The organism is Pseudarthrobacter sp. PvP090 (assembly GCF_040547365.1).
GTDB lineage: Bacteria > Actinomycetota > Actinomycetes > Actinomycetales > Micrococcaceae > Arthrobacter.
In genome coordinates, this window is sequence record NZ_JBEPPO010000011.1 from 132,579 (window position 1) to 154,936 (window position 22,358).

The window sequence follows — 22,358 nt, forward strand, 5'->3', positions numbered from 1 at the left end:
ACCTTCCGGACAACGCCGTTGATGGCCCCGATCCTACTCAGCCCCGGCGCCCGTTCAACCCCCGTTGACCTATCACTTGTGGTGGTTCTCAGCCCTGAGAACCACCACAAGTGATAGCGCAACGGGCTGGGGGTGTGTCCTAGGGTGGAGGCATGGCTCCCATTTACGCTTTCGCCGGGGACACTCCGGCCGTCCACGAATCCGTCTTCATCGCACCGAGCGCGTCGGTGATTGGCAAGGCAACGCTCGCCGAGAACTCCAGCGCCTTCTACGGCGTCTCCGTCCGGGCCGACACCGCCGCGATCAGCGTGGGCGCCGGCAGCAACCTGCAGGACAACGTGGTGCTGCACGCCGACCCGGGCTTCCCCTGCACGGTCGGCGCCCGGGTCAGCGTCGGGCACAGCGCCGTCGTGCACGGCTGCACGGTCGAGGACGACTGCCTGATCGGCATGAGCGCCACCATCCTCAACGGCGCCGTCATCGGGGCCGGCTCGCTCGTGGCCGCCGGCGCCGTCGTGCTGGAAGGCACCGTGGTTCCGCCCCGCTCGCTGGTCGCCGGGGTGCCGGCCAAGGTCCGCCGCGAACTCAGCGACGAGGAGTTCGCGGGCGTGCAGCAGAACGCGGCGCACTACCAGGAGCTGGCCCGGGCGCACCGCGAACTGCACGGCTGAGCACGCCGGGAAACTCAGTCGAGCGGGATCGGGCCCAGTTCGTCCAGCACGTCGCCCGGACCCGGGTTCCCGGGCGCCGATGACCCGCCCAGGTGGTTGACGACGCCCCAGACGGCGTTCAGTCCGGTGGTCACGGCGCCTTCGGCCCACCCTGCGGTGAAGGACACGTCGTCGCCGGCCAGGAAGATCCCGCGCTGCGCCTCCGGGAGCCGGTCCTGTTTGAAGTGGCTGAAGAGGCGCTGCTGGTAGCGGTAGTGTCCCGGCAGATTGGCTTTGAAGGCCCCCATGAAGTTGGGGTCCGCTTCCCACGAGACGGTGATGGGCTGGCCGACGATGTGGCTGGCGATGTCCACGTCCGGGTAGATCTGCGCGAGCGAGTGCAGCATCAGCTCGACCCGCTGGTCCGCGTCCAGGGACAGCCATTTCAGCGCGTCGTCGTTCCAGGTGTAGGAGAGCAGGATCACCGCGGGCTGGTCCGGCCCGTTGTCCAGCAGGTAGGTGGCACGGTTGAGCCGGTCGGTCAGCGTCATGGACATGACCTCGCGGCCCGTCGCCGGATCGATGTCCTTCCAGAAGGGCCGGTCGACCATCACGAAGGTCTTGGACGACTGCATGTAGTGGGAGCGTTCGATCGCGGTCCACAGTTCTGCCGGGAACAGCGTTTCCTCGGTGTGGATCCGCGTCGACAGCAGCCATGACTGGCAGGTGGTGACGACGGCGGGATAGGCCGCCTCCCGGCCCCATCGTTCCCGGATGCGGAAGTCGCCGCTGCCGTCCCGGGCTATCCGGTCCACGGCGCCCCGCGGGGCGCCGGCGTGCAGTGATGCCAGCGATGTCCCCTCGGGCCAGTGGACCATGCCCGACGGCGCGTGCTCCCAGAGCGCCTCCGGGAGCCGCTGCGCGCCGCCGGCAATGAACCGGTGCGCGTCGTCGGCGTCGGTGTAGACGACGCGCAGGATTTCGAGGATGGAGTTGGGGAAGTCCGTGTCCCAGCCGCCCGTGCCGAAGCCCACCTGCCCGAACGCCTCGCGGTGCGCGAACCCGGCCTGCCTGAACGAGTCGCTGCCGGCGATGAAGCCGTAGAAGGTCTGTTCATCCAGCAGGGGCAGCAGCGCGTTCCACAGCTCTTTGATCCGGGCGGTGTCCCGCGCGCGGATGGCGTCCTGCATCTCGGTGAACTTGGCGCCGTCGTTGACGGCGGCCTTCCAGGCCTCCGCGACTTCCCGGAAGAACGGCGGGAGGTCCGCCGGGGTGCGGGCGTAGTGCTTCTGCCCGGCGAGTTCGATCACCGTGCTGGAGGTCGCCGCCGCCAGCGGGTTGGGGAACTCCCGGGTTTCCAGCCCGAGCAGCTCGACGTAGTGGTAGAAGGCCTTGCCCGAGACGGGGAAGCGCATCCCGCCGAGGTCGGCGACGACGCCGGCGGCGGAGGGGAAGCTCGCGGTCCGCAGCCGGCCGCCGATCCGGTCCGCCTCGTAGAGGACCGGGCGCAGGCCCAGTTTCATCAGCTCGTAGGCCGCCACCAGCCCGGAGAGCCCGGCGCCGACCACGGCCACTTCGGTTCCGTACAGCCGGGGCGGGACGGCGCCCAGGCCGTCCGGATGGGCCAGGTAGTGGTCGTAGCTGAACGGGAAGTCGGGATTGAGCATGGTGATGGGGGCCTGGCCGCCGGAGCCGGGCGCTGCCGGTCCGGGGGCCGGGAGTTCTGTGGCGGTTGTCATGAGTGGTGTGCTTTCATCGGGTCGGGTGTGGGCGGGGTGTCGGAGGGGGCTGCGCCGGATAGTTCACGGTATTCCTCGTGGCTGAGCGCCGCTACCCGGGAGTGCCGGCGGCCGTAGCCGAAGTAGACGGCCAGTCCCACCAGCATCCACAGTCCAAAGACCACCCACGTGTCGGCGCCCAGGTTGAGCATGAGGTAGCCGCACATGGCGGCGCCGAGGATGGGGGTCAGCGGGAACAGCGGGACGCGGAAGCTGCGGGTGAGTTCGGGCCGGTGGCGCCGCAGGTAGATGACGGCGACGTTGACCAGGGCGAAGGCGAAGAGCGTGCCGATGCTGGTGGCGTCCGCCAGCGCTCCGAGCGGGACGAGGCCGGCGGTGAGGGCGACGGCGGTGCCGACAATCAGGGTTCCGGCAACCGGGGTGCCGGTGCGGGGCGAGACGCGGCCGAAGATTCTGGGCACCATGCCGTCCCGTGCCATCGACAGCAGGATGCGGGTCTGGCCGTAGAGGACCGTCAGCACGATGCTGATGATGGCCAGCACGGCCCCGACGGCGAAGACCAGCGCGATCCAGGGCTGCCCGGTGGTCTCCTCCAGGATTTTCACGAGGGCGGCTTCGGTGCCGTCGAACCAGCCCCAGGGCCGCGCGCCGATCGCGGCGACCGCGACGAGCACGTAGATGGTGGTGACGATCAGCATGGACAGCAGGATGGCCCGGGGCAGATCGCGCTTCGGGTTGCGGGCCTCCTCGCCGGCCGTGGAGGCTGCGTCGAACCCGATGTAGGAGAAGAACACCCGGGAGGCGGCGGCGGAGACGCCGGCGGCGCCCATCGGCAGCAGCGGCTCGAAGTGTGCGGCGTTGAAGGCGGTGAAGGCCACGGCGCAGAAGAACACCAGGATGCCGACCTTGACCACCACAATGGCTGTGTTGATCCAGGCGCTTTCCCTGGCGCCGCGGACCAGCAGCGCCGTGGCCAGGACGACAATCACGATCGCCGGCACGTTCAGGACCCCGCCGTCGCCGGGCGGCTGCGAGATGGCGTCCGGCAGCGACAGTCCGAAGACGGCGAGGGCTTCGTTGACGTACTGGCCGGCGCCGACGGCAACGGCGGCCACGGAGACGGCGTATTCCAGCACCAGGCACCAGCCGCAGATCCAGGCCATGCCTTCGCCCATGGTCGCGTACGTGTAGGAGTAGCTCGAGCCGGCCGCCGGCACCATCCCGGCCATTTCGGCGTACGAGACGGCGGAGAGCAGCGCGGCGAGCCCGGCGATTGCGAAGGAGATCCAGATGGCCGGGCCCGCCAGCGGCACGGATTCACCCAGGATCACCAGGATGCCGGTGCCGAGGGTGGCGCCGACGCTGATCATCGTCAGCTGCAGCACCCCGAAGCTGCGGACCAGCCGCGTGCCGCCGTGGCCGGTTTCGGCTTCGCTGACGAGCTGGGCGATCGGCTTGCGGCGAAGCAGCTGCGCGGTCAGTCCGGGACGGCCCGTGGTGGCCGGTGGCCGTTCTCCAATAAGAGTTGGCACAGTCATCGTTGACGTCCGTTCTTCAGTAGTGGTCTTTTTCCCCGCGTCCAGCCTAGGCTTGTGAGCCAGCTCTCACGGTTGTGCAAAATGCCCTATAGTCTTCAGCCATGAGACTTAATGCACCGAAGCACTCGGCCCTGGACCCCCGCGGCAACCCTGCTGACGGTGCCGAGCGGCTGGGTTTTGTCACCCTGGCGCAGTTCCTGCGCCAGCTGCCGCCGGAGCTGTCGGTCCTGCACGACGGTGGCAACGGGGCGGAGCGGCTGCGCTGGGTGGAGCCGAGCGAGCTGGAGGATCCCACCCCGTACCTGCTCGACGGCGAGTTCCTGCTCACCGCCGGCCTCCCGTTCCTGGGCGGGGGCGGCGCCGGTGACCTGGTGGACGCCTATGTCCGGCGGCTGGTCGGTGCGCGCGTCTCCGCCCTAGGCTTCGGCCTGGAACCGTACTTCGACGCGGTGCCCGATGCCGTGGTGCAGGCCTGCCGGCGGCACAACCTGACGCTCGTGGCCGTCCCGAAGACCGTTCCCTTCGCCGCCGTCGGCCTGGAATTCTCGCGGCTGCTGGAATCGGACAACGCCACGACGTTCCGGCAGCTGGCCGACACGAACCGGCAGCTCATGCGCGCCGTGCTGTCGGCGCGGCCGGAACACGAACTCCTGGCCGCCCTCGTGCAGCGGGTTCCGGTCTGGGCGGTGCTGGCGGGCGCCGACGGGCGGGTGCGTGCCCGCGGGACCGCCGGCGCGGAGGGAGCCCCCGCGACGCCGGCGGGACCCCCCAGTACCCCTGACGCGGCAGCGCTGCAGCCCCTGCTGGCGAGGCTGCTCTCCGGCAGCGGCCCGCGCGTGGAGCTGGATTCGTTTGGGACGGCAGGTTCGGCGCTGGTGTTCGGGTATCCCCTGCGCAGCACCCGGGACGCCAACCTGGGCGCGCTGGTCCTGGGCACCGATGCCCCGCTGACCCCGGCCCAGAACAGCGTTGTCTCCACCGCCGTCGGGCTGCTGGAACTGCTCGTGCGCCAGCGCACCAGCGGCTCACTGGCCCCCAGCCAGCTGGCCACCGCGCTGCTGCTGCATCCGGACAGCCTGGCCTCCGGGAGCACCCGCCACGTCAACGGGATCAAGGACCTGCTGGCGCAGAGCGTCTCCTCCACCCGGTCCGGGCAGCTGCGGGTGATCCTCGGCATCCGCCCGGAGGCGGCGGGGACCCCCGCCGGCCGTGCCGGCACCACTGCGCCGGCCGGCGCGGCTGAGCCGGCAGCCACTTCCGAGCCGGCCGGCCCCGCGGGCCCCGCCACACCGGGCCGCGCCGGCCGTGCCGGCGACAGTCCCGTCCGGGAGCTGCTGGAGTGGCGCCGGATGTTCGACACCAAGCTGGTGGAGATCACCGACGACGGTTTTGCCGCCATCACCCGGCTGAAGGTCGACGACGCCCTGCTGGCCGGTGTGGAGCGGCTCGGCTGGCGCCTCGTGGTCGGCAGCGCCACCGAGCTTCCCGGGCTGGCGGAGGCCTACCAGCGGGCGTGGTCCCTTCGCGGCCGCGTCGGGACCACCGGACGCAGCGTCCGGGTTGATGACGTCACGTGGTCCGTGGCCGGGCTGCTCGGCAAGGAGGCGGGTGCCATGCTCGCCGCCCGGCTGCTGGCGCCCGTGCTGGCGCTGGCGCCGGAGCGGCGGGACGCCCTGCTCGGCGTCCTCCGCGCCTGGCTCGGCGAGAACGGCAGCTGGGACGCCACGGCCAAAGCCACCGGCCTGCACCGCAACAGCATCCGGCGGCAGATCGGCATGCTCGCGGAGCTGCTGGAGCTGGATCTCAACCGGGCGCAGGCCCGGGCCGAGCTCTGGATTGCCCTGCAGTACACGGACGAGCTGCCCGGGGTGCCGGCCGGGTCGGCCGCCCCGGATGCGGGTGCCGCTCAGCTGCCCCAGGACCGGTAGATCTCTGGCCGGCGATCAGCCAGGTACGCCACCTCATGCCCGGTCCCGCCGGGCTCCGGCAGTTCGGCGAACAGCAGTTCGGCCCCGGTTCCTGCCGCGGCCAGCAGCCCGCCGTCCGGGGCTGCGATGACGCTGCCGCCCAGGAAGCCGCAGCCGTCCTCGGTCCCGGAGTGGTTGGCATAGGCCACAGTCAGGTGGTTCTCCAGTGCCCGGGCCCTGATCAGCACCTGCGGCACGGCGTCGAATCCCTCCGCGAGGGCCGTCGGCACCAGCAGCAGTTCGGCGCCGCGCACCGCGGCGGCACGGACCGCCTCGGGAAACTCCACGTCGTAGCAGATCACCAGCGAGGTGCTGATCCCGTGGAAGTCCACGACGCCGGGACTGGCCGTGGCGGGGACAAACGCCTGGCGCTCCTCCGGACCGAACAGGTGCACCTTGGCGTAGCTGAGGAGCTCGTCGCCGTGCTCGTCGACGAGGGTGGCGGTGATGTGCCATTCCCCCGCTGCGGTGACGGCGGGGAGGCTGTAGACCAGTGCTATGCCATGCCGGCGGGCCACGTCCGCCAGGGCCTGCCGGAGCGCGGGCAGCACCGCCGGGTCAAGCTCCGCCCGCAGCCGGAGGGGCGCGTACCCCACCGGGAACAGCTCGGGGGTGAGGAGCAGCCGGGCGCCGGCCGCGGCGGCCTTGCCGGCGGCGGCATCCACCGCGGCGCAGTTGGCGTCAACGTCCAGCACGGCGGCGTTCGCCTGCATCAGGGCCAGTAGCACCATTACCACCTCAGCATCCTCCGGGCCCGCCCTGTCGGCGGACTCTCGCTCCTCCAGCGTAGCCATCCGCCGGCACCGCCGTCCCGGTGCATTTCCGCCCGCCCGTGCGGGAAGCAGGGCGGAATGCCCCACGGGCACCGGCCGGCGTCCCGGCGGACGCGGCACCAGCCTGCGCATCGGCCCTGCCAGCCGGCTTCCGGACCTACCATGCGTTAACTTCTTGACTACAAGGCGCGGATGGGGCACTCTTCATTGCATGCCCTCACCAACGCGCTCAACGAGGAGCCGAACCAAAAACCCCGGATCGCAGTCCGCACTCCGGCATCTGAACCAACAGCGGATCATTGAATGCCTTCTCGCCGGGCCCTCCACGCAGGCGGAACTGGCACGGCAGACCGGCCTCTCCACGGCCACGGTCTCGAACATCGTCAAGATCATGCAGGACGCCGGACTGGCCTCCACCGAACCGATCACCAGCTCCGGCCGCCGGGCCCTGAACGTCAGGCTCAACAGCAACGGCGCCGTCGCCGTCGGGATCGATTTCGGCCGCCGGCACCTGCGCGTCGTCCTCGCCTCGCTGAGCTACCACGTGATCGCCGAGGAATCGGTCCTGCTCCCCCTGGGCCACCACGCCGAGGAGGGCATCACCGCCGCCGTCGGGCTGCTGGACCGGCTCCTGGCCAACAGCGGGGTGGAACGCAGCGCGGTGGTGGGCGCCGGCGTCGGCATCCCGGGCCCCATCGACCGCCGCACGGGGACCGTGGCCCAGGGCGCCATCCTGCCCGAATGGGTGGGCATCAACATCCTGCAACGCCTCGAGGAGGCGCTGGATCTCCCGGTTTTCCTCGATAACGACGCCAACCTCGGGGCCCTGTCGGAGGTGACCTGGGGGCCGCACACCGGCATCAGCAACCTGCTGTTCCTCAAGATCGGCTCCGGTATCGGCGCGGGGCTGATCCTGAACGGGATGCCCTACTACGGCAACGTGGGGATCACCGGCGAAATCGGCCACGCGACCATTCACGAGCACGGGCTGGTCTGCCGCTGCGGGAACCGCGGCTGCCTGGAAACCATCGCCTCCACCACCACCATGATCGAGCTCCTGGGCCGCGGCGAGGACGCGCCGCTCACGCCGGAGGACATCGTCCGCAAGGCCCTCGCCCGGGACTCCGCGACCCTGCGCGTGGTGGACGACGCCGGGCTCGCCGTCGGCCGCGCCCTGGGCAATGTGGCCAACCTGATCAACCCCGAAGTGATCGTGGTGGGCGGCCCGCTGGCGGGGCTCGGCGAACTGCTGCTGGACCCGATCCGGCGGGGCCTGGTCCGGCATGCCGTGCCCGTCATCGGCGAGACGACGACGCTTACGATGTCCTCCCTGGGGGACCGCGCCGAGGCCCTGGGCGCCACGGCTTTGGTCTTCCAGCACGCCGGAATCCGGCGCAGCTGAGTCTTTCGTTATCGGGCCGTTGCGTTAAAGACTTGACGACAAGGCCTGTGATCCAGTTTACTTTTCCATCAGACGGCCCTGCGGTTTGCAGGGGCGGACAACGAAGTCATGCATTGGAGGCGTAAGGGCAGATGACGTCCCTCAACACGCACAGCGATCCGATAATTCTCGAGATGCGCTCCATCACCAAAGAGTTCCCCGGCGTTAAAGCATTGTCCGAGGTGAACCTGCGGGTAAAGGCCGGCGAGATCCACGCGATCTGCGGGGAGAACGGCGCCGGCAAGTCCACCCTCATGAAGGTGCTCTCGGGGGTTTACCCTTTCGGCAGCTACGACGGCGACATCGTCTACCAGAGCGAAGTCCAGCAGTTCAAGGACATCCGGGCCAGCGAGCACGCCGGCATCGTGATCATCCACCAGGAGCTCGCGCTGATCCCCGAACTGTCCATCATGGAGAACATCTTCCTGGGCAACGAACCCACGAAGCGCGGGGTGATCGACTGGGCCGAGGCCCGGATCCGCTCCACCGAGCTGCTGGCACGGGTCGGGCTCCGGGAGGACCCGGAAACCCCCATCAAGGAAATCGGCGTCGGCAAGCAGCAGCTCGTCGAAATCGCCAAGGCCCTGAACAAGTCGGTGAAGCTGCTCATCCTCGACGAGCCCACGGCCGCCCTGAACGAATCCGACTCCCAGCACCTGCTGGACCTGATGCTCGGCCTGAAGGGCCGCGGCATCACGTCCATCATCATTTCCCACAAGCTGAACGAGATCGAGCAGATCGCGGACTCCATCACCATCATCCGTGACGGCAAGTCGATCGAGACGCTGGACGTCAAGGCCGACGGCGTCGACGAGGACCGCATCATCAAAGGCATGGTGGGCCGGACCCTGGAATCCCGATTCCCGGACCACGAGCCGAAGATCGGCGAGACCTTCTTCGAGGTCAAGAACTGGAACGTGGGCCACCCGCAGGTGCAGGACCGCATGGTCTGCAAGAACTCCAACTTCTTCGTCCGCCGCGGCGAGATCGTCGGCTTCGCCGGGCTGATGGGCGCCGGGCGCACCGAGCTCGCCCGCTCCGTCTTCGGCCGGTCCTACGGCCGGTTCCTCTCCGGACAGATCTACATGCACGGCAAGGAGGTCGAACTCAAGAGCGTCAAGCAGGCGATCGACGCCGGACTGGGCTACGTCACCGAGGACCGCAAGTCCCTGGGGCTGAACCTGCTGGATGACATCAAAGCCACCACGGTCTCGGCCAACCTCCGCAAAGTCAGCAAACACAACGTCATCGACGCCAACAAGGTCTTCACCGTCGCCGAGCAGTACCGCAAGTCCCTGCGGACCAAGGCGCCGTCGGTGGAGGAGGGCGTGGCCAAGCTCTCCGGCGGCAACCAGCAGAAGGTGGTGCTGGCGAAGTGGATGTTCACCGACCCCGAGCTGCTGATCCTGGACGAGCCCACCCGCGGCATCGACGTCGGCGCAAAGTACGAGATCTACGGCATCATCCAGCAGCTGGCCAACCAGGGGAAGGGCGTCATCGTCATTTCCTCGGAGCTGCCCGAGCTGCTGGGCCTCTCGGACCGCATCTACACCATCTTCGAAGGCGCCATCACCGGCGTGCTCAACAAGGACGAAGCGAGCCAGGAAACCCTCATGAAACTCATGACGTCGGCCCGCAAGACCGCCTGACCGCTGTGGCAAACCGCTCCGATAACTGACGGAAACAAGGACTGAAATAATGAACGCGCTCAAGAAGCTCTTTGGCGGCAACACCCGCCAATTCGGCATGATCTTCGCCCTGGTGGCCCTGATCATCTTCTTCCAGATTGCAACTGACGGCCGCACGCTCACCCCGGGCAACGTCATCAACCTCTTCAACGGCAACTCCTACATCCTGATCCTCGCCATTGGCATGGTCCTGGTCATCATCGCCGGCCACATCGACCTCTCCGTCGGCTCGGTGGCGGCGTTCGTGGGCGTCTGTGTGGCCCTCTTCATCCGGGACTGGGGCATCCCCTGGTACCTGGGCATCCTGATGGGGCTGGGGCTGGGCGTGCTGATCGGCGCCTGGCAGGGGTTCTGGACGGCGTACGTCGGCATCCCGGCGTTCATTGTCACGCTGGCCGGCATGCTTATCTTCCGCGGCGCCAACCAGTACGTCGGCAAGTCGAACACCATCCCGGTGCCCGCCGACTTCCAGAAGATCGGTTCCGGTTACCTGCCCGAGGTCGGGCCGGACACCAGCTATAACAACCTCACGCTGCTGCTGGGCCTGCTGGGCGTCGCGTTTGTGATTTTCAGTGAGATCCGTTCCCGCCGCAACGCCAAGGCCCTCGGCGCCGAGGTGCCCGAAGCCTGGGTCAGCGTCGTCAAGCTGGTCCTGATCTGCGGCGCCATCCTCTACGCGACGTACCTGTTCGCCACCGGCCGGCCGGGCACGTCCTTCCCGATCCCGGGCCTGATCCTGGCGGCGCTGGTGCTCATCTACGGCTTCATCTCCTCCAAGACCGTCATCGGCCGCCACATCTACGCGGTCGGCGGCAACCGGCACGCCGCCGAGCTCTCCGGCGTGCAGTCCAAGAAGGTCAACTTCCTGGTGATGATGAACATGTCCGTCCTGGCCGGCCTCGCCGGCATGATCTTCGTCGGCCGTTCCACCGCCTCGGGCCCGTTCGACGGCGTCGGCTGGGAACTGGATGCCATCGCGGCCGTGTTCATCGGCGGCGCCGCGGTGACCGGCGGCGTCGGCACCGTGATCGGCTCGATCGTCGGTGGCCTGGTCATGGCCGTCCTGAACAACGGCCTGCAGCTCCTCGGCGTCGGCGCCGACCTCACGCAGATCATCAAGGGCCTTGTGCTCCTGATCGCCGTCGCGTTCGACGTCTACAACAAGTCCCAGGGCAAGAAATCCATCATCGGCATGCTGATGAAGAACTTCGGCCGCAGCAGCGAGATCAAGGCCGACGAGACCACGTCCACCAAAGAGGTCATCTCACGGGGCATCTAATCCGCTCCCCTGATCCGCTCCACTTCGATTCTCCGCACACCATCTAAAGAAAGTGAACCAAACAATGCGACTGATTGGTAAAGCAGGAAAGGCAGCAGCAATCGCTGCTATTGCGGCACTGGCGCTGACAGCCTGCGGCCGCGCCGACACCGGGACCACCGGCGGTTCCACCACCGGCGGGGAAGCATTCCCGAAAGACTCCCTGATCGGCGTCGCGCTCCCCCAGAAGACCAGCGAAAACTGGGTCCTGGCGGAGACGCTCTTCAACGACGGCCTCACCGCCGCCGGCTTCAAGCCGGACGTGCAGTTCGCCAACGGCGGCGTGTCGGAACAGCAGAACCAGATCAGTGCCATGATCACCAAGGGCGCCAAGGTCATCATCGTCGGTGCCATCGACGGTGCACAGCTGGGCACCCAGCTCCAGCAGGCCAAGGAATCCGGCGCCACGATCATTGCCTACGACCGTCTGCTCCTGAACACGGCCAACGTGGACTACTACGTCGCCTACGACAACTTCAAGGTCGGTGAACTCCAGGGCCAGGCGCTGCTGGAGGGCATGAAGGCCAAGAAGCCGGAAGGCCCGTACAACATCGAGCTCTTCGCCGGCTCCCCGGATGACGCCAACGCGAAGGTCTTCTTCGACGGCGCCATGAGCGTCCTGAAGCCGAAGATGGACGACGGCACCCTGAAGGTGCTGTCCGGCCAGACCACCTTCGAGCAGGCCGTGACCCAGGGCTGGAAGGCAGAGAACGCCCAGCGGCGCATGGACACCCTGCTCGCCGGCACCTACACCACTGAAACGCTCGACGGTGTGCTGTCCCCGAACGACACGCTCGCCCGCGCGATCATCACCTCGGTGAAGGCCGCCGGCAAGCCGATCCCGGTCGTCACCGGCCAGGACTCCGAAGTTGAGTCCGTGAAGTCCATCATGGCCGGGGAGCAGTACTCCACCATCAACAAGGACACCAGCAAGCTCGTCGAGCATGCCATCACCATGGTCAAGGACCTCCAGGCCGGCAAGACGCCTGAGATCAACGATGACAAGTCGTACAACAACACGGTCAAGGTGGTTCCGGCGTACCTGCTGGAGCCGGTTATCGTGACCGCGGAGAACGTCAAGACGGCCTACGTCAACGATCCGGTACTCGGACCGCTGACCCAGTAGTTCCTGTTTAGGCAGCACCACGAAGAGCCCCGGCTCCGCCTCCCGGCGGGCCGGGGCTCTTTGCTGCCCGGCTTTTCCGCGCGGCCCTTCACAGCGGATCCACAGCTCCGGGTGGCGGTCCGCACAGCAGCCCGTACCACTGTGGGATCAGCCGCCGGCCATTCCGGCCGGCCCAAGATCCCTAGGAGTCACGTGAGCGTCCTTGCCCGGAGTATAGGCAACGCCTTTCGAAACAAGGTCCGGACAGCGGCCGTGGTGGCCGTGCTGGCGGTTGCCATCGGCCTCGCGCTGGCCATGCTGGTGGCCAACAAGGCCGTCGCGGGGAAGGTCGCGGAGCTGAACGCCTCAGTGGGCACCGTGCTGACCGTCAATCCCGCCGGCGGCCAGGGCTTCGAAGGCGGCGGCGAGCCGCTGACCGGCGAACAGGCCGCGACGGCGGCCGCGGTGCCCAACGTGAGCACCGTCGTCGGCACCAAGGCGCTGCGGCTCCGCAACGCCGCTGCCGCCGCCCAGACCGGGACAGGAGGTCCCGGCGGCCAGGGAGGTCCCGGCGGCCAGTCCGCCACCACCGTAACCACGAGCCTCACGGCCGCCGTCGACGCCGGGACACTCGGCACCCGCAACCAGGCCGCGGAGGGCACGACGGGAACGTCCGGCACCGCCACCGCCGCGCCGGCGTTCTCCGTGCCCGTCACGGCCACCGGCATCGGGGCCGAAGTGGACGCCACCGGCAAGGCCCTGGAACTGACGCAGGGCACGGGCCTGGGCGACTACACGGCGGCCTCCACCGGCGCCCTGCTGGGCACCACCCTGGCCGAGAAGAACGGGCTCAGCGTCGGCTCAACGTTCACCGTCAACGACCAGACCTTCACCGTGGCGGGCCTGTTCGACGCCGGCACGGCCTTCGGCAACAACGCCCTCTACCTCACGCTCCCCACGGCCCAGACGCTCGCGGAACTCCCCGGGGAACTGTCCACGATGATAGTCACGGTGAATTCCCTGGAGAACGTCGACGCCGCCAAGACTGCTTTGCAGGCCGCGCTCGGCACCGACGCGGCGGACGTCAGCCAGGGCGAGCGCAACCTCGAAAACGCTGTCAGTTCGCTCGGCAGCGTCAAGAACATCTCCTTCATCGCCTTCGTGGCGGCCCTGGCCACCGCCGGGCTGATCATCCTCCTGATCATGGTCATGCTGGTCCGCGAGCGCCGCCGGGAAATCGGGGTGCTGAAGGCAATCGGCGCCCCGAACCGCACCATCGGCCTGCAGTTCGTGCTGGAGGCGCTGGTCCTCGTGGCCCTGGGCAGCGTGGTGGGTGCCGCCGTCGCGTCCTTCGCCAGCGGCGGCATCGCCTCCGCGCTCATCAGCTCCAACACTGCCACGGCCACCGCCATGCCCGGCCAGCGCGGGGGGCAGGGTCTTCCCGGTGGGATCCCCGGCGGGATTCCTGGCGGGATTCCCGGCGGGAACCCCCTCGGCGGGGCCAGCCAGCTGCTGACCTCCGTCACGGCGAGCGCCTCCCCCGGCGTCATCGCCGCGGGCATTGCCGCCGTGTTTGGCGTCGCCATCATCGGGGCGCTGGTGCCGGCCCTGCTCACCGCCCGCATCCGTCCCATCGAAGTCCTCCGAGGAGAGTAGCCATGATCGAAGTCAAGAACCTGGTCCGCACGTTCAAGTCCGGCGACCGCACCATCAAACCGGTCAACGACGTCAGCTTCATGCTCGAGCAGGGCACTCTGGCCTCGATCGTGGGCAAGAGCGGCAGCGGCAAGAGCACCCTGCTGTCCCTGCTCGGCGCCCTCGACAAACCCACCAGCGGGAATGTGCTCGTCAACGGCGTGAGCCTGGCCGGCATGCCGGACGGCAAACTCACCGAGTACCGCCGGCGGGACATCGGCTTTGTGTTCCAGCAGTTCAACCTGATTCCCAACCTCTCCGCGGTGGACAACGTCATGCTGCCGATGGAGTTCGCCGGGATCCGGAAGGCCGCCCGCCTGGAGCGTGCCCGCGGGTTGCTGGAGCAGGTGCAGCTCGACCCGGACAAGCATGTGCGCCGCATCAACCGGCTCTCCGGCGGCGAACAGCAGCGGGTGGCGATTGCCCGTGCGCTGGCCAACTCCCCCAAACTGATCCTCGCGGACGAGCCCACGGGCAACCTGGACGAGCAGACCGGCGAGCACATCATCGAGCTCCTCAGCTCGCTCAGCCGGGACCACAACACCACCATCCTCGTGGTCACCCATGACCGCTCGCTGGCCAACAAGACCGACCGGCGGTTCCGGCTCCAGCAGGGCAAGCTGACCGAGGAGGCTGCGCGCAGCCGGCCGGCCGGGGCTCCCGCGTAACGACCCCCAGAGTACGGGCGCACGGCCGCCGCGGCCTCGGCGGCCCACACCCCCGACGCTCCCTCAGCTTCGGCGGCCCACACCCCCGACGCTCCCTCAGCTTCGGCGGCCCACACCCCCGACGCTCCCTCAGCTTCGGCGGCCAACGCCGCGACGCTCCCCGTACGGGTGAGAAGATGGCTCCATGACTGCCCACATCGCCACACCCTGGCTGTTCAGCCAGCCGGACCCCGATCCCCGCACGGCAACCGGCGCGAGGCTGCGCTGGGGCGTTATCGCCACGGGTGGCATCGCGGCGTCCGTGACGCGCGACCTGGAACTCCTGGCCGACGCTGAGCTCTACGCAGTCAGTTCGCGCACCCAGGCTGCAGCGGAAGCCTTCGCCGCGGATTTCGGCTTCGCCCGGGCATATGGGGACCTCAACGGGCAGACCGGCTACGAACGCCTTCTCGCAAATGACAACGTCGATGTCGTGTACGTCGCCACGCCGCACGCCCACCACCACGAAATCGCGCTGGCGGCCCTGAACGCCGGCAAGCACGTGCTGTGCGAGAAGGCGCTCACGGTCAACGCGCGGGAGGCCTCCGAGCTGGTCGCCCTGGCGCGGGCCAAGGGCCTGTTCCTGATGGAAGCCATGTGGAGCCGCTTCCTGCCGAGCATGCAGCGAGCCTTCGAGATCGCCTCCTCCGGCGAGATCGGCGAGGTCAAGTGGGTGGGGGCGGATTTGGGCTTCCCGGCACCGTATTCGCCCGCGTCACGCCTCTGGGCCCCGAAGGATGGCGGCGGTGCGTTGCTGGACCTCACCGTGTACCCGCTGCTCTGGGCTCTTGGCACCCTGGGCTTCCCGCAAACCGTCAGTGCCACCGGCTGGCTGAACGACGACGGCGTGGACGCCCAGAATGCCCTGACGCTCGGCTACCACCACGGCGCCCAGGCGCAGCTGACGTCGTCCCTGCTGGCGCACGGCCCGCGGACTGCCAACGTGGCCGGCAGCGAAGGGTTCCTGCAGTCCATCGGGTCGATCAACAACCCCAAGGAACTCCTGGTCCGGGTCGGCTTCGACGATCCCCGCAGCGAGACGTTCGACGTCGTGGGGCGCGGCTACAGCTACGAACTGCGCGAGGTAACCCGCTGCATCCAGCACGGGCTCACGGAGAGCCCCGTGATGCCGCTCGAGGACTCCCTGAACACCATGCGGCTGTTCGATGGCGTGCGTGCCCAGTTGGGTGTCAGCTACCCAAATGACGCGCGGTGACGCCGTTTACGGCTCCTGAGGCCGCCGGGTTTACGGCGTACTCTGGACTCGCTCCGCGCGCGGACTTACCCTATAGGGACCGTGGGGCTTTCGGGGAAATGGGGTGCGCGCGTGGATCCAGCATCAGTCCCGTTACGCCCGCGCCGTCCACTCCGGCGGGTAATCCTGGGCGGCGCGGCCGGACTCACCTGGCTGGCTCTCTCTGCGGCAGCTGCCAGCGCGGACAACCATGCGACTCCCGCTCCCACGATCGGTGCCACTGTCTCGGGGACCAGCCCTTTCACTGCGGCCGCCGTCCCCGCGCCCACACTTGCAGTGCCACTAGCCCCAGCGGTTGTCGACGCCCCGGCTGAGGCCGGACTCGCGCCCGGGGGAACGCCCTGGGCGACTGTTCCGCATCTCTCCCCTATCGGGGAGCCGACGCCGGATCCAGCCGTCCCGGCGCCCACGGTCGCCCCGACCGAGCCCGCTGTGCCCGCCCCGGTTTCGGAGCCGGCCCCCCCACCCACTGCCCTGCCGACGACCCCGCAGTCGCCCCCACCGCCAGCTCAGCCGACCACGCCGCCGACACCCGAGCCCGTGACCGAACCGGTCCCCGAACCGGTCCCCGAACCAGTCACCGAACCAGTCACCGAACCAGTCACCGAACCAGTCACCGAACCGGTCCCCGAACCAGTCACCGAACCGGTATCGACCCCCGTTAACTCCGGCCGGACGCCCTCGCCTGCTCCGGACCCGGCCGTGTCGTATCCGGCTCCCGCACCCGATCCAGCCGCCCCCGTCGTCGGTCCCGGGCCGACACGGCCCGTCACTCAGCCGGTAATCGACCCCAAGCTGCCTGGAACCGACCCAGTGATGAAGGAGCCGGCGACAAAGGACCCAGCCGCGAAGGACCGGGGGGCGAAGGACCGGGGGGCGAAGGACCCCGCCACCAAGGACCGTGGCGCCAAGGATACGAAGGACCGAACGGCCAAAGACCCGTCAACAAACGACCGGAACGCGAAGGACCCGAAGACCAAAGACCCGGCAACCAAGGACCGTACAACCAAGGACCCGGCAACCAAGGACCCGGCAACCAAGGACCCGGCAACCAAGGACCCGGCAACCAAGGACCCGAAGACCAAGGACCCGGCAACCAAGAACCCGAAGACCAAGGACCCGGCAACCAAGGACCCGGCGACCAAGGAAGGGCTGCCCGCGGAGCCTGCCGTCACGGACGGGGCAACACCGGCAGAGCCCGGGGCTTCAGATCAGGCCTTCGTTGACGCAGCACTCCCGGGCGGGTTGGCCCCGGCTCCCGTTCCCCCGGACCCGGCTGCCGCCGCAGACTCCGGCGTCCTTCCGGACTGCGACGTTGCCGGCGATCTTTTGACTGACCTGAAGAAACCTGCGCCCGCCAGCGTCAAGGTCTTCCGAGCCGCCTTGTACATCCCTGCCCTGAACACCGCTGTCCGGCCGGGAACGGACAGCCAGCAAGCGGAAAGCGTTCCCCCGGCAGGCGCCACGCCGGCGGGCACCGTACCGCCAGCACCAGCCGGCAAGGACGGCCCCACGCCCTGGCCCAACGGAACGGGCCTGCCCGCTCCGGATGCTCTGCCCGCGGCTCCCGGCGCTGGATCGGGAAGCACCGCCTCGTCGGGCGGAACCGGCGCTGGAGCTGCCTGGTTGCCCAGCCCGTACCTCGTAATTCCCACCGCCAGCGCTGATCCAATCCGTGGTCCGCTGCAGCACGTACACTCCGTCGACGCCGCCGACCCCGGTTCATCTCCTGACTAGTTAGCCGTCTCTGCCCTCCACAGAGCACGGCCAATCGGGCTGCCCTGGGCGCCCGCCAACAGTCATTCAGGAGATCCCCCAATGGACGGCACCGTCCGCCGGTATTCCGGCGCCCCATCTTGCCCTCTCGCATCCCCCGCCAAGGACCAGACTTCTTCAGCGCTTGCGGCAATTCACGCTGCACAGGCCCTCCCCGCCGGATTACCACTCCGCCGCAAACCGTCCCCGCACCATGAGGAACGCCCACCCTAGGAGCGATCTCGCTTGCGCCAAGGTCTTGTGAGGCCGGAGTGAAGTCGTTGGGTCCGCTGGGGGACTCAACGGCATCGCAGGCTCCGGCAAGGCACTCCGTCGTTGGGTCCGCTGGGGGACTCAACGGCATCGCAGGCTCCGGCAAAGCACTCCGTCGTTGGGTCCGCTGGGGGACCCAACGGCATCGCAGATGCGCCAGCATAAACTCGCACTGCGGTCGTCGGTCGGCGGCCGCAGTGCGAGGAGCCGATACCCGTCCCGGTATCATTCTTGAGGGGCGCCGCCGTGGCGCACGGGGAAGAAACGGGGACAGCGTGGACAGCAGTTCGCCCAATAGCGTCACGGCAGAACTCTTGAGCGGCCGCTACCGGCTGGGGGAAGTGATCGGCCGGGGCGGAATGGCGTCCGTCTATAGCGCCAAGGACCTGAACCTCGGCCGCGACGTGGCGCTCAAGCTCTTTGCCCCGCAGTCCGCCGATCCTGACGAACTCCGGCGTCAGGAAGCCGAGATTGAGCTCCTGGCCACCCTGAACCATCCGAGCCTGGTGACCCTCTTCGATGCCGGCACGGACACCCGTGTCCCCGAGGAACCCCGGCCGTTCCTGACCATGGAACTGGTCGACGGACAAGATCTCCGGTCCCGCATCCGGCACAGCCCGCTGCCGCTGGCTGAGATCGCCGTCATCGGAGCCGGCGTGTCCGACGCCTTGGCCTATGTGCACTCTCTCGGGATCGTCCACCGGGACATCAAGCCCGCAAACATCCTGCTCGTTCCGGTCCGCCCCGGCGAGCCCCTGCGTCCGAAACTCACCGACTTCGGGATCGCCCGGATGGTGGATGGCACCCGACTGACCGCCACCGGCACCATGGTGGGGACCGCCGCATACCTCAGCCCGGAACAGTCCCGCGGTGCAGACCTGGGTCCGGCAAGCGACATTTACTCCCTGGGGCTGGTCCTGCTTGAGTGCATTAAGGGTGAGCTCGAGTACCCCGGCGGCGCCGTGGAATCCGCCGTCGCGAGACTGCACCGGGCCCCGGCCATCCCGGATTCCGTGCCAGCTGAATGGGCCCGGCTGATCCGGGCCATGACAGCCCTGGAGCCCTTGGACCGTCCTTCCGCCGCGGACCTCGAAGTGTCGCTGCGGCATGCCCTGGTCTCCCCCGAGGCGCTCCCCGGGCTCCTCGCCGAAGAGCGCACCCGCGTTCTACCGGCCCCGCCCGCCCGGCCCCCGCGGCTGACCTCGGCCGGAGCGGGCGCCGTCCCCGGGACGCTTGCCACCCTGGTAAATGACCCTGACGCCGGCACCACCGCGCCGCAAAGCCGCGGCTCCGTGCAGTCCCGGACCGCCTCGCGCTTCCGGCTGGCCCGCCGCCGCACCCAGATCCTGCTGTCCCTCGCGCTCCTGGCGCTCGTGACGGGTGCCGTCACGGCCGCCGTCGTCCTCGCGGCACCCGAACCGCCCGCCGTCGTCCCCTATCCGGCCGTGCCCGGGGACCTGGGGCAGCACTTGCAGGAGCTGCAGAAGAGTGTGGAACCATGAACCTGACAACCCATCCGACCCAGCATGCCCCGCGCCGCTCGCGGCCCCTCCGCACCCGTCCGCTCCTCGCGGGTTGTCTCCTCGGCACGGCGCTGCTCACCGGCACCTTGGCCGGCTGCGCCGCGGCGCCGGAGCTGGACCGCAATGCCGCCGGGCAACTGCAATCCCAGGTCCTTGCCGCGACCGAGGCCGCCGCGGCCAATGATCATGCAGGGTCGCTGAAGCACCTCGACGAGCTCGTGCTGGCATTGGACGAGGCGGCCGCCCGAGGCGAGGTGTCCTTCAAACGGCACCGGAGCATCCGGAAGTCCGTCGACACAGTCCGCGCGGACCTCAACGCCCGTCAGGCCGAAGCCGAAGCCGCCCGGCTCGCCGCCGAGCAGGAAGCGGCAGCGCAGGCCGCTGCAGCCGCAGCCGCCGCCCAGGCCGCAGCTGCGGCAGCAGCTGCGGCAGCAGCAGCGGCTCCCCCGCCCGCCGTCGCCCCCGCGCCGCCATCCGACGGTGGCAAGGGTAAAGGCAAGGGCAAGGACGACGACTAGGGACGCGCCGGCCCTCAACCGACGCTGAGGAGGGAGGAGTCCGCGGGCTCCTCCCTCCTTCCGTGTCCGGCCGTAGGCCCTGGCCGCCGGCCGGGTCGACAGGGGTGCTAGACCCCGGCCGGCGGGAAGCGTTCCCAGGCCCGGTGCGCGGCGAGCAGTCCGGTAAGCTGCGCCACGACGTCGTCGGGCCCCTCCCCGAGTGCCACGCCGGCTGCGTCCGGCGGGATGCTCGCCCCGTCGAGGCACGTGACGGCCGGGCCCCAGCCGCCGATGGCCTTGGCGTGCCGGAACATCTCCGACAGGAGCAACACAACGCGCGGATCCAGCGACGCCCCCGGCTCGCCGGCCTTGGCGTCCCGTCCCTGGGCGGCGTCCGCCGCCGGTGCGCCCGAAGCGGCAACCAGGACGGCGTCGAACTCGGTCGAGCGGGCAGTGAGGTAGGTCCGCTGGACCGGGATGCCGCCGTCGTCTCCGCCGAGGAAGCCTCCGGCCGGTGCAATCACCAGCGGCACGATCCCGGCGGCATCGAGGGCGGTCCGGGCGGCCCGGACGGAGTCCAGGTCGCTGTCCCCGTCTGCGATGATGCCGACCACCCGGCCGGCCACCGGCCAGGACCCTCCCAGTTGGGAGACCGCCGGGCTCGGGGCAGCGTCTTCCACGGCCTCGCCGGCCTGCGGGGCGGGCATTCCGAGCCCCGCAGCCACCGCTGCGCAGAGGGCGGCGTCGATGTTGGCCAGCGCCAGCAGCTGGCGCTGGCGGACGGCCTCCTCGCGGCACTTCCCGAGTTCGAAGGTGTACGCCTGGATCACGTGGTCCTGTTCCACCGGTGTGAGGCTGCGGAAGAACAGCCGCGCCTGGCTGTAGTGGTCATCGAAGGATGCCGGTGACTTCCGCTCCTTCACCGCGGCCGCGAGTTCCTCGGGGACGTCGATGAACGTCCCGAGGTCGGCGCCGGCCAGGAACGGACAGCCGCCGTCGAGCGAGTTCGGGTGGTACGGGGCCGCTCCCCCGTGCACCGCCGTCTGGTGCATGCCGTCCCGCAGCATGTCGTTGACGGGGGCGTGCGGCCGGTTGATCGGGAGCTGGCTGAAGTTGGGGCCGCCCAGACGGCTGATCTGGGTGTCGATGTAGGAGAACAGCCGGACCTGCAGCAGCGGATCGTTGGTGCCGTCGATGCCGGGGACGAGGTGGCCGGGGTGGAAGGCGACCTGCTCGGTTTCGGCGAAGTAGTTCACCGGGTTGGCGTTGAGGGTCATGATGCCGATGGGCTGCACGGGCGCTAGCTCCTCGGGGACGAACTTGGTGGGGTCGAGCAGATCGATCCCTTGGAAGAATTCCTCCTCGGTGTCCGGAAAGACCTGCACGCCGAGTTCCCACTGCGGGAAGGCGCCGGCCTCGATCGCGTCCGCGAGGTCCCGCCGGTGGAAGTCCGGGTCCATGCCGTTGATGAGCTGGGCTTCCTCCCAGAGCAGTGAGTGGACGCCCTGCTTCGGCTTCCAGTGGAATTTCACCAGGCTGGTCGCGCCATCGTTGTTGACGAAGCGGAAGGTGTGGACGCCGAAGCCCTCCATGGTCCGGTAGGAGCGCGGGAGGGCCCGGTCGGACATGTTCCACATGGTGTGGGCCTGGGCTTCGGTGTGCAGCGAAACGAAGTCCCAGAAGGTGTCGTGGGCGCTCTGGGCCTGCGGAATTTCGCGGTCCGGGTGCGGTTTTCCGGCGTGGATGATGTCCGGGAACTTGATGCCGTCCTGGATGAAGAAGACCGGGATGTTGTTTCCGACCAGGTCGAACGTGCCCTCGTCGGTGTAGAACTTGGTTGCGAAGCCCCTGGTGTCCCGGACGGTGTCCGCCGAACCGCGGGAGCCCAGGACGGTTGAGAAGCGGACGAAGACAGGGGTCTCGACGTCTTTGGCCAGGAATCCGGCGCGCGTGATGTTCGACGCCGAACCGTAGGACCGGAAGACGCCGTGAGCTCCGGCACCGCGGGCGTGGACAACGCGTTCCGGGATGCGCTCGTGGTCGAAGTGGGTGATCTTCTCGCGCAGGTGGTGGTCCTGGAGCAGCACCGGGCCGCGCCGGCCGGCCTTCAGCGAGTGGTCCGTGTCGGAGAGCCGAAGCCCCTGGGCCGTGGTGAGGTACGCACCGGACTGCGCCCGCGAGTTCACCGGGGCGCCGGTGGGGGTACCGGTCGGCGAAACGGCTTCGGGTCCCTGCTGGTCAGGCTTGGGCGGAAGCGGTTCCCGCGGAGCGGTGGGCTCCTCGAGCGCGGGCGCTTCCACGGCCACTGCACCGGGGATCTGGATGTTGCTGTCTGCTGGCATGCGACGACTCCTCAGGGTAGGCAACCTTGGCCCCGCACCGGCGGCCCTGGGGGCGCCAGCCGAAACTAAGCGTGCTTAGTACCCTAAGTGAC

At 68.9% G+C, this 22,358-nt stretch carries 16 protein-coding genes; 12 read left to right on the plus strand and 4 right to left on the minus strand.

Going from position 1 to position 22,358, the window contains the following annotated elements; translation table 11 throughout:
• The first annotated feature begins 152 nt into the window (after positions 1 to 152).
• Complete coding sequence (locus ABIC21_RS14205) at positions 153 to 671, plus strand: gamma carbonic anhydrase family protein (RefSeq protein ID WP_354351025.1); 519 nt, start codon at positions 153 to 155, stop codon at positions 669 to 671.
• Between the two features lie 14 nt (positions 672 to 685).
• Here the strand turns inward: ABIC21_RS14205 and ABIC21_RS14210 are convergent, their stop codons facing one another.
• Together ABIC21_RS14210 and ABIC21_RS14215 are read right to left on the minus strand one after the other, a co-directional pair.
• Positions 686 to 2,389, minus strand: a complete 1,704-nt coding sequence (locus tag ABIC21_RS14210) for a flavin monoamine oxidase family protein (protein WP_354351026.1) — start codon at positions 2,387 to 2,389, stop codon at positions 686 to 688.
• Positions 2,386 to 3,927, minus strand: a complete 1,542-nt coding sequence (locus ABIC21_RS14215; RefSeq protein WP_354351027.1) for an amino acid permease — start codon at positions 3,925 to 3,927, stop codon at positions 2,386 to 2,388. Before ABIC21_RS14215 ends, ABIC21_RS14210 begins: the two co-directional genes overlap by 4 nt.
• 101 nt (positions 3,928 to 4,028) lie before the next feature.
• Between ABIC21_RS14215 and ABIC21_RS14220 the strand changes: the two genes are divergently transcribed.
• Entirely contained in the window at positions 4,029 to 5,855 is a 1,827-nt protein-coding gene (locus ABIC21_RS14220; RefSeq protein ID WP_354351028.1) for a PucR family transcriptional regulator, read from the plus strand.
• Here ABIC21_RS14220 and ABIC21_RS14225 read toward each other — a convergent pair.
• Entirely contained in the window at positions 5,834 to 6,625 is a 792-nt protein-coding gene (locus ABIC21_RS14225; RefSeq protein ID WP_354351074.1) for a nitrilase-related carbon-nitrogen hydrolase, read from the minus strand. The genes ABIC21_RS14220 and ABIC21_RS14225 overlap by 22 nt on opposite strands.
• 253 nt (positions 6,626 to 6,878) lie before the next feature.
• Between ABIC21_RS14225 and ABIC21_RS14230 the strand changes: the two genes are divergently transcribed.
• From ABIC21_RS14230 to ABIC21_RS14275, 10 genes are all read left to right on the plus strand, one after another.
• Positions 6,879 to 8,069 (plus strand): ROK family transcriptional regulator, encoded by a 1,191-nt coding sequence (locus tag ABIC21_RS14230; RefSeq protein ID WP_354351029.1) that lies wholly within the window; start codon positions 6,879 to 6,881, stop codon positions 8,067 to 8,069.
• Between the two features lie 131 nt (positions 8,070 to 8,200).
• Positions 8,201 to 9,757: a multiple monosaccharide ABC transporter ATP-binding protein gene (mmsA, locus tag ABIC21_RS14235; protein ID WP_354351030.1), complete on the plus strand. Its 1,557-nt coding sequence runs from the start codon at positions 8,201 to 8,203 to the stop codon at positions 9,755 to 9,757.
• 49 nt (positions 9,758 to 9,806) lie between these two features.
• Positions 9,807 to 11,075, plus strand: a complete 1,269-nt coding sequence (gene mmsB, locus ABIC21_RS14240; RefSeq protein WP_354351031.1) for a multiple monosaccharide ABC transporter permease — start codon at positions 9,807 to 9,809, stop codon at positions 11,073 to 11,075.
• Positions 11,076 to 11,139: 64 nt separating this feature from the next.
• Entirely contained in the window at positions 11,140 to 12,240 is a 1,101-nt protein-coding gene (locus ABIC21_RS14245) for a substrate-binding domain-containing protein (RefSeq protein WP_354351032.1), read from the plus strand.
• A gap of 192 nt (positions 12,241 to 12,432) precedes the next feature.
• Positions 12,433 to 13,875: an ABC transporter permease gene (locus ABIC21_RS14250; protein ID WP_354351033.1), complete on the plus strand. Its 1,443-nt coding sequence runs from the start codon at positions 12,433 to 12,435 to the stop codon at positions 13,873 to 13,875.
• A gap of 2 nt (positions 13,876 to 13,877) precedes the next feature.
• The gene (locus ABIC21_RS14255; RefSeq protein ID WP_354351034.1) at positions 13,878 to 14,582 is read left to right on the plus strand and encodes an ABC transporter ATP-binding protein; all 705 of its coding nucleotides are present in this window, start codon (positions 13,878 to 13,880) and stop codon (positions 14,580 to 14,582) included.
• Between the two features lie 184 nt (positions 14,583 to 14,766).
• Positions 14,767 to 15,837: a Gfo/Idh/MocA family protein gene (locus ABIC21_RS14260; RefSeq protein WP_354351035.1), complete on the plus strand. Its 1,071-nt coding sequence runs from the start codon at positions 14,767 to 14,769 to the stop codon at positions 15,835 to 15,837.
• Between the two features lie 852 nt (positions 15,838 to 16,689).
• Positions 16,690 to 17,613, plus strand: coding sequence for a hypothetical protein (locus ABIC21_RS14265; RefSeq protein WP_354351036.1), 924 nt, complete (start codon positions 16,690 to 16,692; stop codon positions 17,611 to 17,613).
• A gap of 650 nt (positions 17,614 to 18,263) precedes the next feature.
• Positions 18,264 to 19,406 (plus strand): serine/threonine-protein kinase, encoded by a 1,143-nt coding sequence (locus ABIC21_RS14270; RefSeq protein WP_502936006.1) that lies wholly within the window; start codon positions 18,264 to 18,266, stop codon positions 19,404 to 19,406.
• Positions 19,403 to 19,945 carry a mucin-associated surface protein gene (locus ABIC21_RS14275; RefSeq protein ID WP_354351038.1) on the plus strand — a complete coding sequence of 181 codons (543 nt, stop codon included), beginning with the start codon at positions 19,403 to 19,405 and terminating at the stop codon, positions 19,943 to 19,945. Before ABIC21_RS14270 ends, ABIC21_RS14275 begins: the two co-directional genes overlap by 4 nt.
• Positions 19,946 to 20,052: 107 nt before the next feature.
• On the opposite strand, the gene ABIC21_RS14280 is transcribed toward ABIC21_RS14275, so the two are convergent.
• Positions 20,053 to 22,266 carry a catalase gene (locus ABIC21_RS14280; protein WP_354351039.1) on the minus strand — a complete coding sequence of 738 codons (2,214 nt, stop codon included), beginning with the start codon at positions 22,264 to 22,266 and terminating at the stop codon, positions 20,053 to 20,055.
• Positions 22,267 to 22,358: the final 92 nt, after the last annotated feature.

Coding starts and splice junctions, on each gene's coding strand:
- mmsA (WP_354351030.1), top strand. CDS start 8,201: ATGACGTCCCTCAACACGCACAGCGATCCGATAATTCTCGAGATGCGC.
- ABIC21_RS14215 (WP_354351027.1), bottom strand. CDS start 3,927: ATGACTGTGCCAACTCTTATTGGAGAACGGCCACCGGCCACCACGGGC.
- ABIC21_RS14260 (WP_354351035.1), top strand. CDS start 14,767: ATGACTGCCCACATCGCCACACCCTGGCTGTTCAGCCAGCCGGACCCC.
- ABIC21_RS14225 (WP_354351074.1), bottom strand. CDS start 6,625: ATGGTGCTACTGGCCCTGATGCAGGCGAACGCCGCCGTGCTGGACGTT.
- ABIC21_RS14280 (WP_354351039.1), bottom strand. CDS start 22,266: ATGCCAGCAGACAGCAACATCCAGATCCCCGGTGCAGTGGCCGTGGAA.
- ABIC21_RS14210 (WP_354351026.1), bottom strand. CDS start 2,389: ATGACAACCGCCACAGAACTCCCGGCCCCCGGACCGGCAGCGCCCGGC.
- ABIC21_RS14255 (WP_354351034.1), top strand. CDS start 13,878: ATGATCGAAGTCAAGAACCTGGTCCGCACGTTCAAGTCCGGCGACCGC.
- mmsB (WP_354351031.1), top strand. CDS start 9,807: ATGAACGCGCTCAAGAAGCTCTTTGGCGGCAACACCCGCCAATTCGGC.
- ABIC21_RS14230 (WP_354351029.1), top strand. CDS start 6,879: ATGCCCTCACCAACGCGCTCAACGAGGAGCCGAACCAAAAACCCCGGA.
- ABIC21_RS14275 (WP_354351038.1), top strand. CDS start 19,403: ATGAACCTGACAACCCATCCGACCCAGCATGCCCCGCGCCGCTCGCGG.
- ABIC21_RS14270 (WP_502936006.1), top strand. CDS start 18,264: ATGGCGTCCGTCTATAGCGCCAAGGACCTGAACCTCGGCCGCGACGTG.
- ABIC21_RS14205 (WP_354351025.1), top strand. CDS start 153: ATGGCTCCCATTTACGCTTTCGCCGGGGACACTCCGGCCGTCCACGAA.
- ABIC21_RS14245 (WP_354351032.1), top strand. CDS start 11,140: ATGCGACTGATTGGTAAAGCAGGAAAGGCAGCAGCAATCGCTGCTATT.
- ABIC21_RS14220 (WP_354351028.1), top strand. CDS start 4,029: ATGAGACTTAATGCACCGAAGCACTCGGCCCTGGACCCCCGCGGCAAC.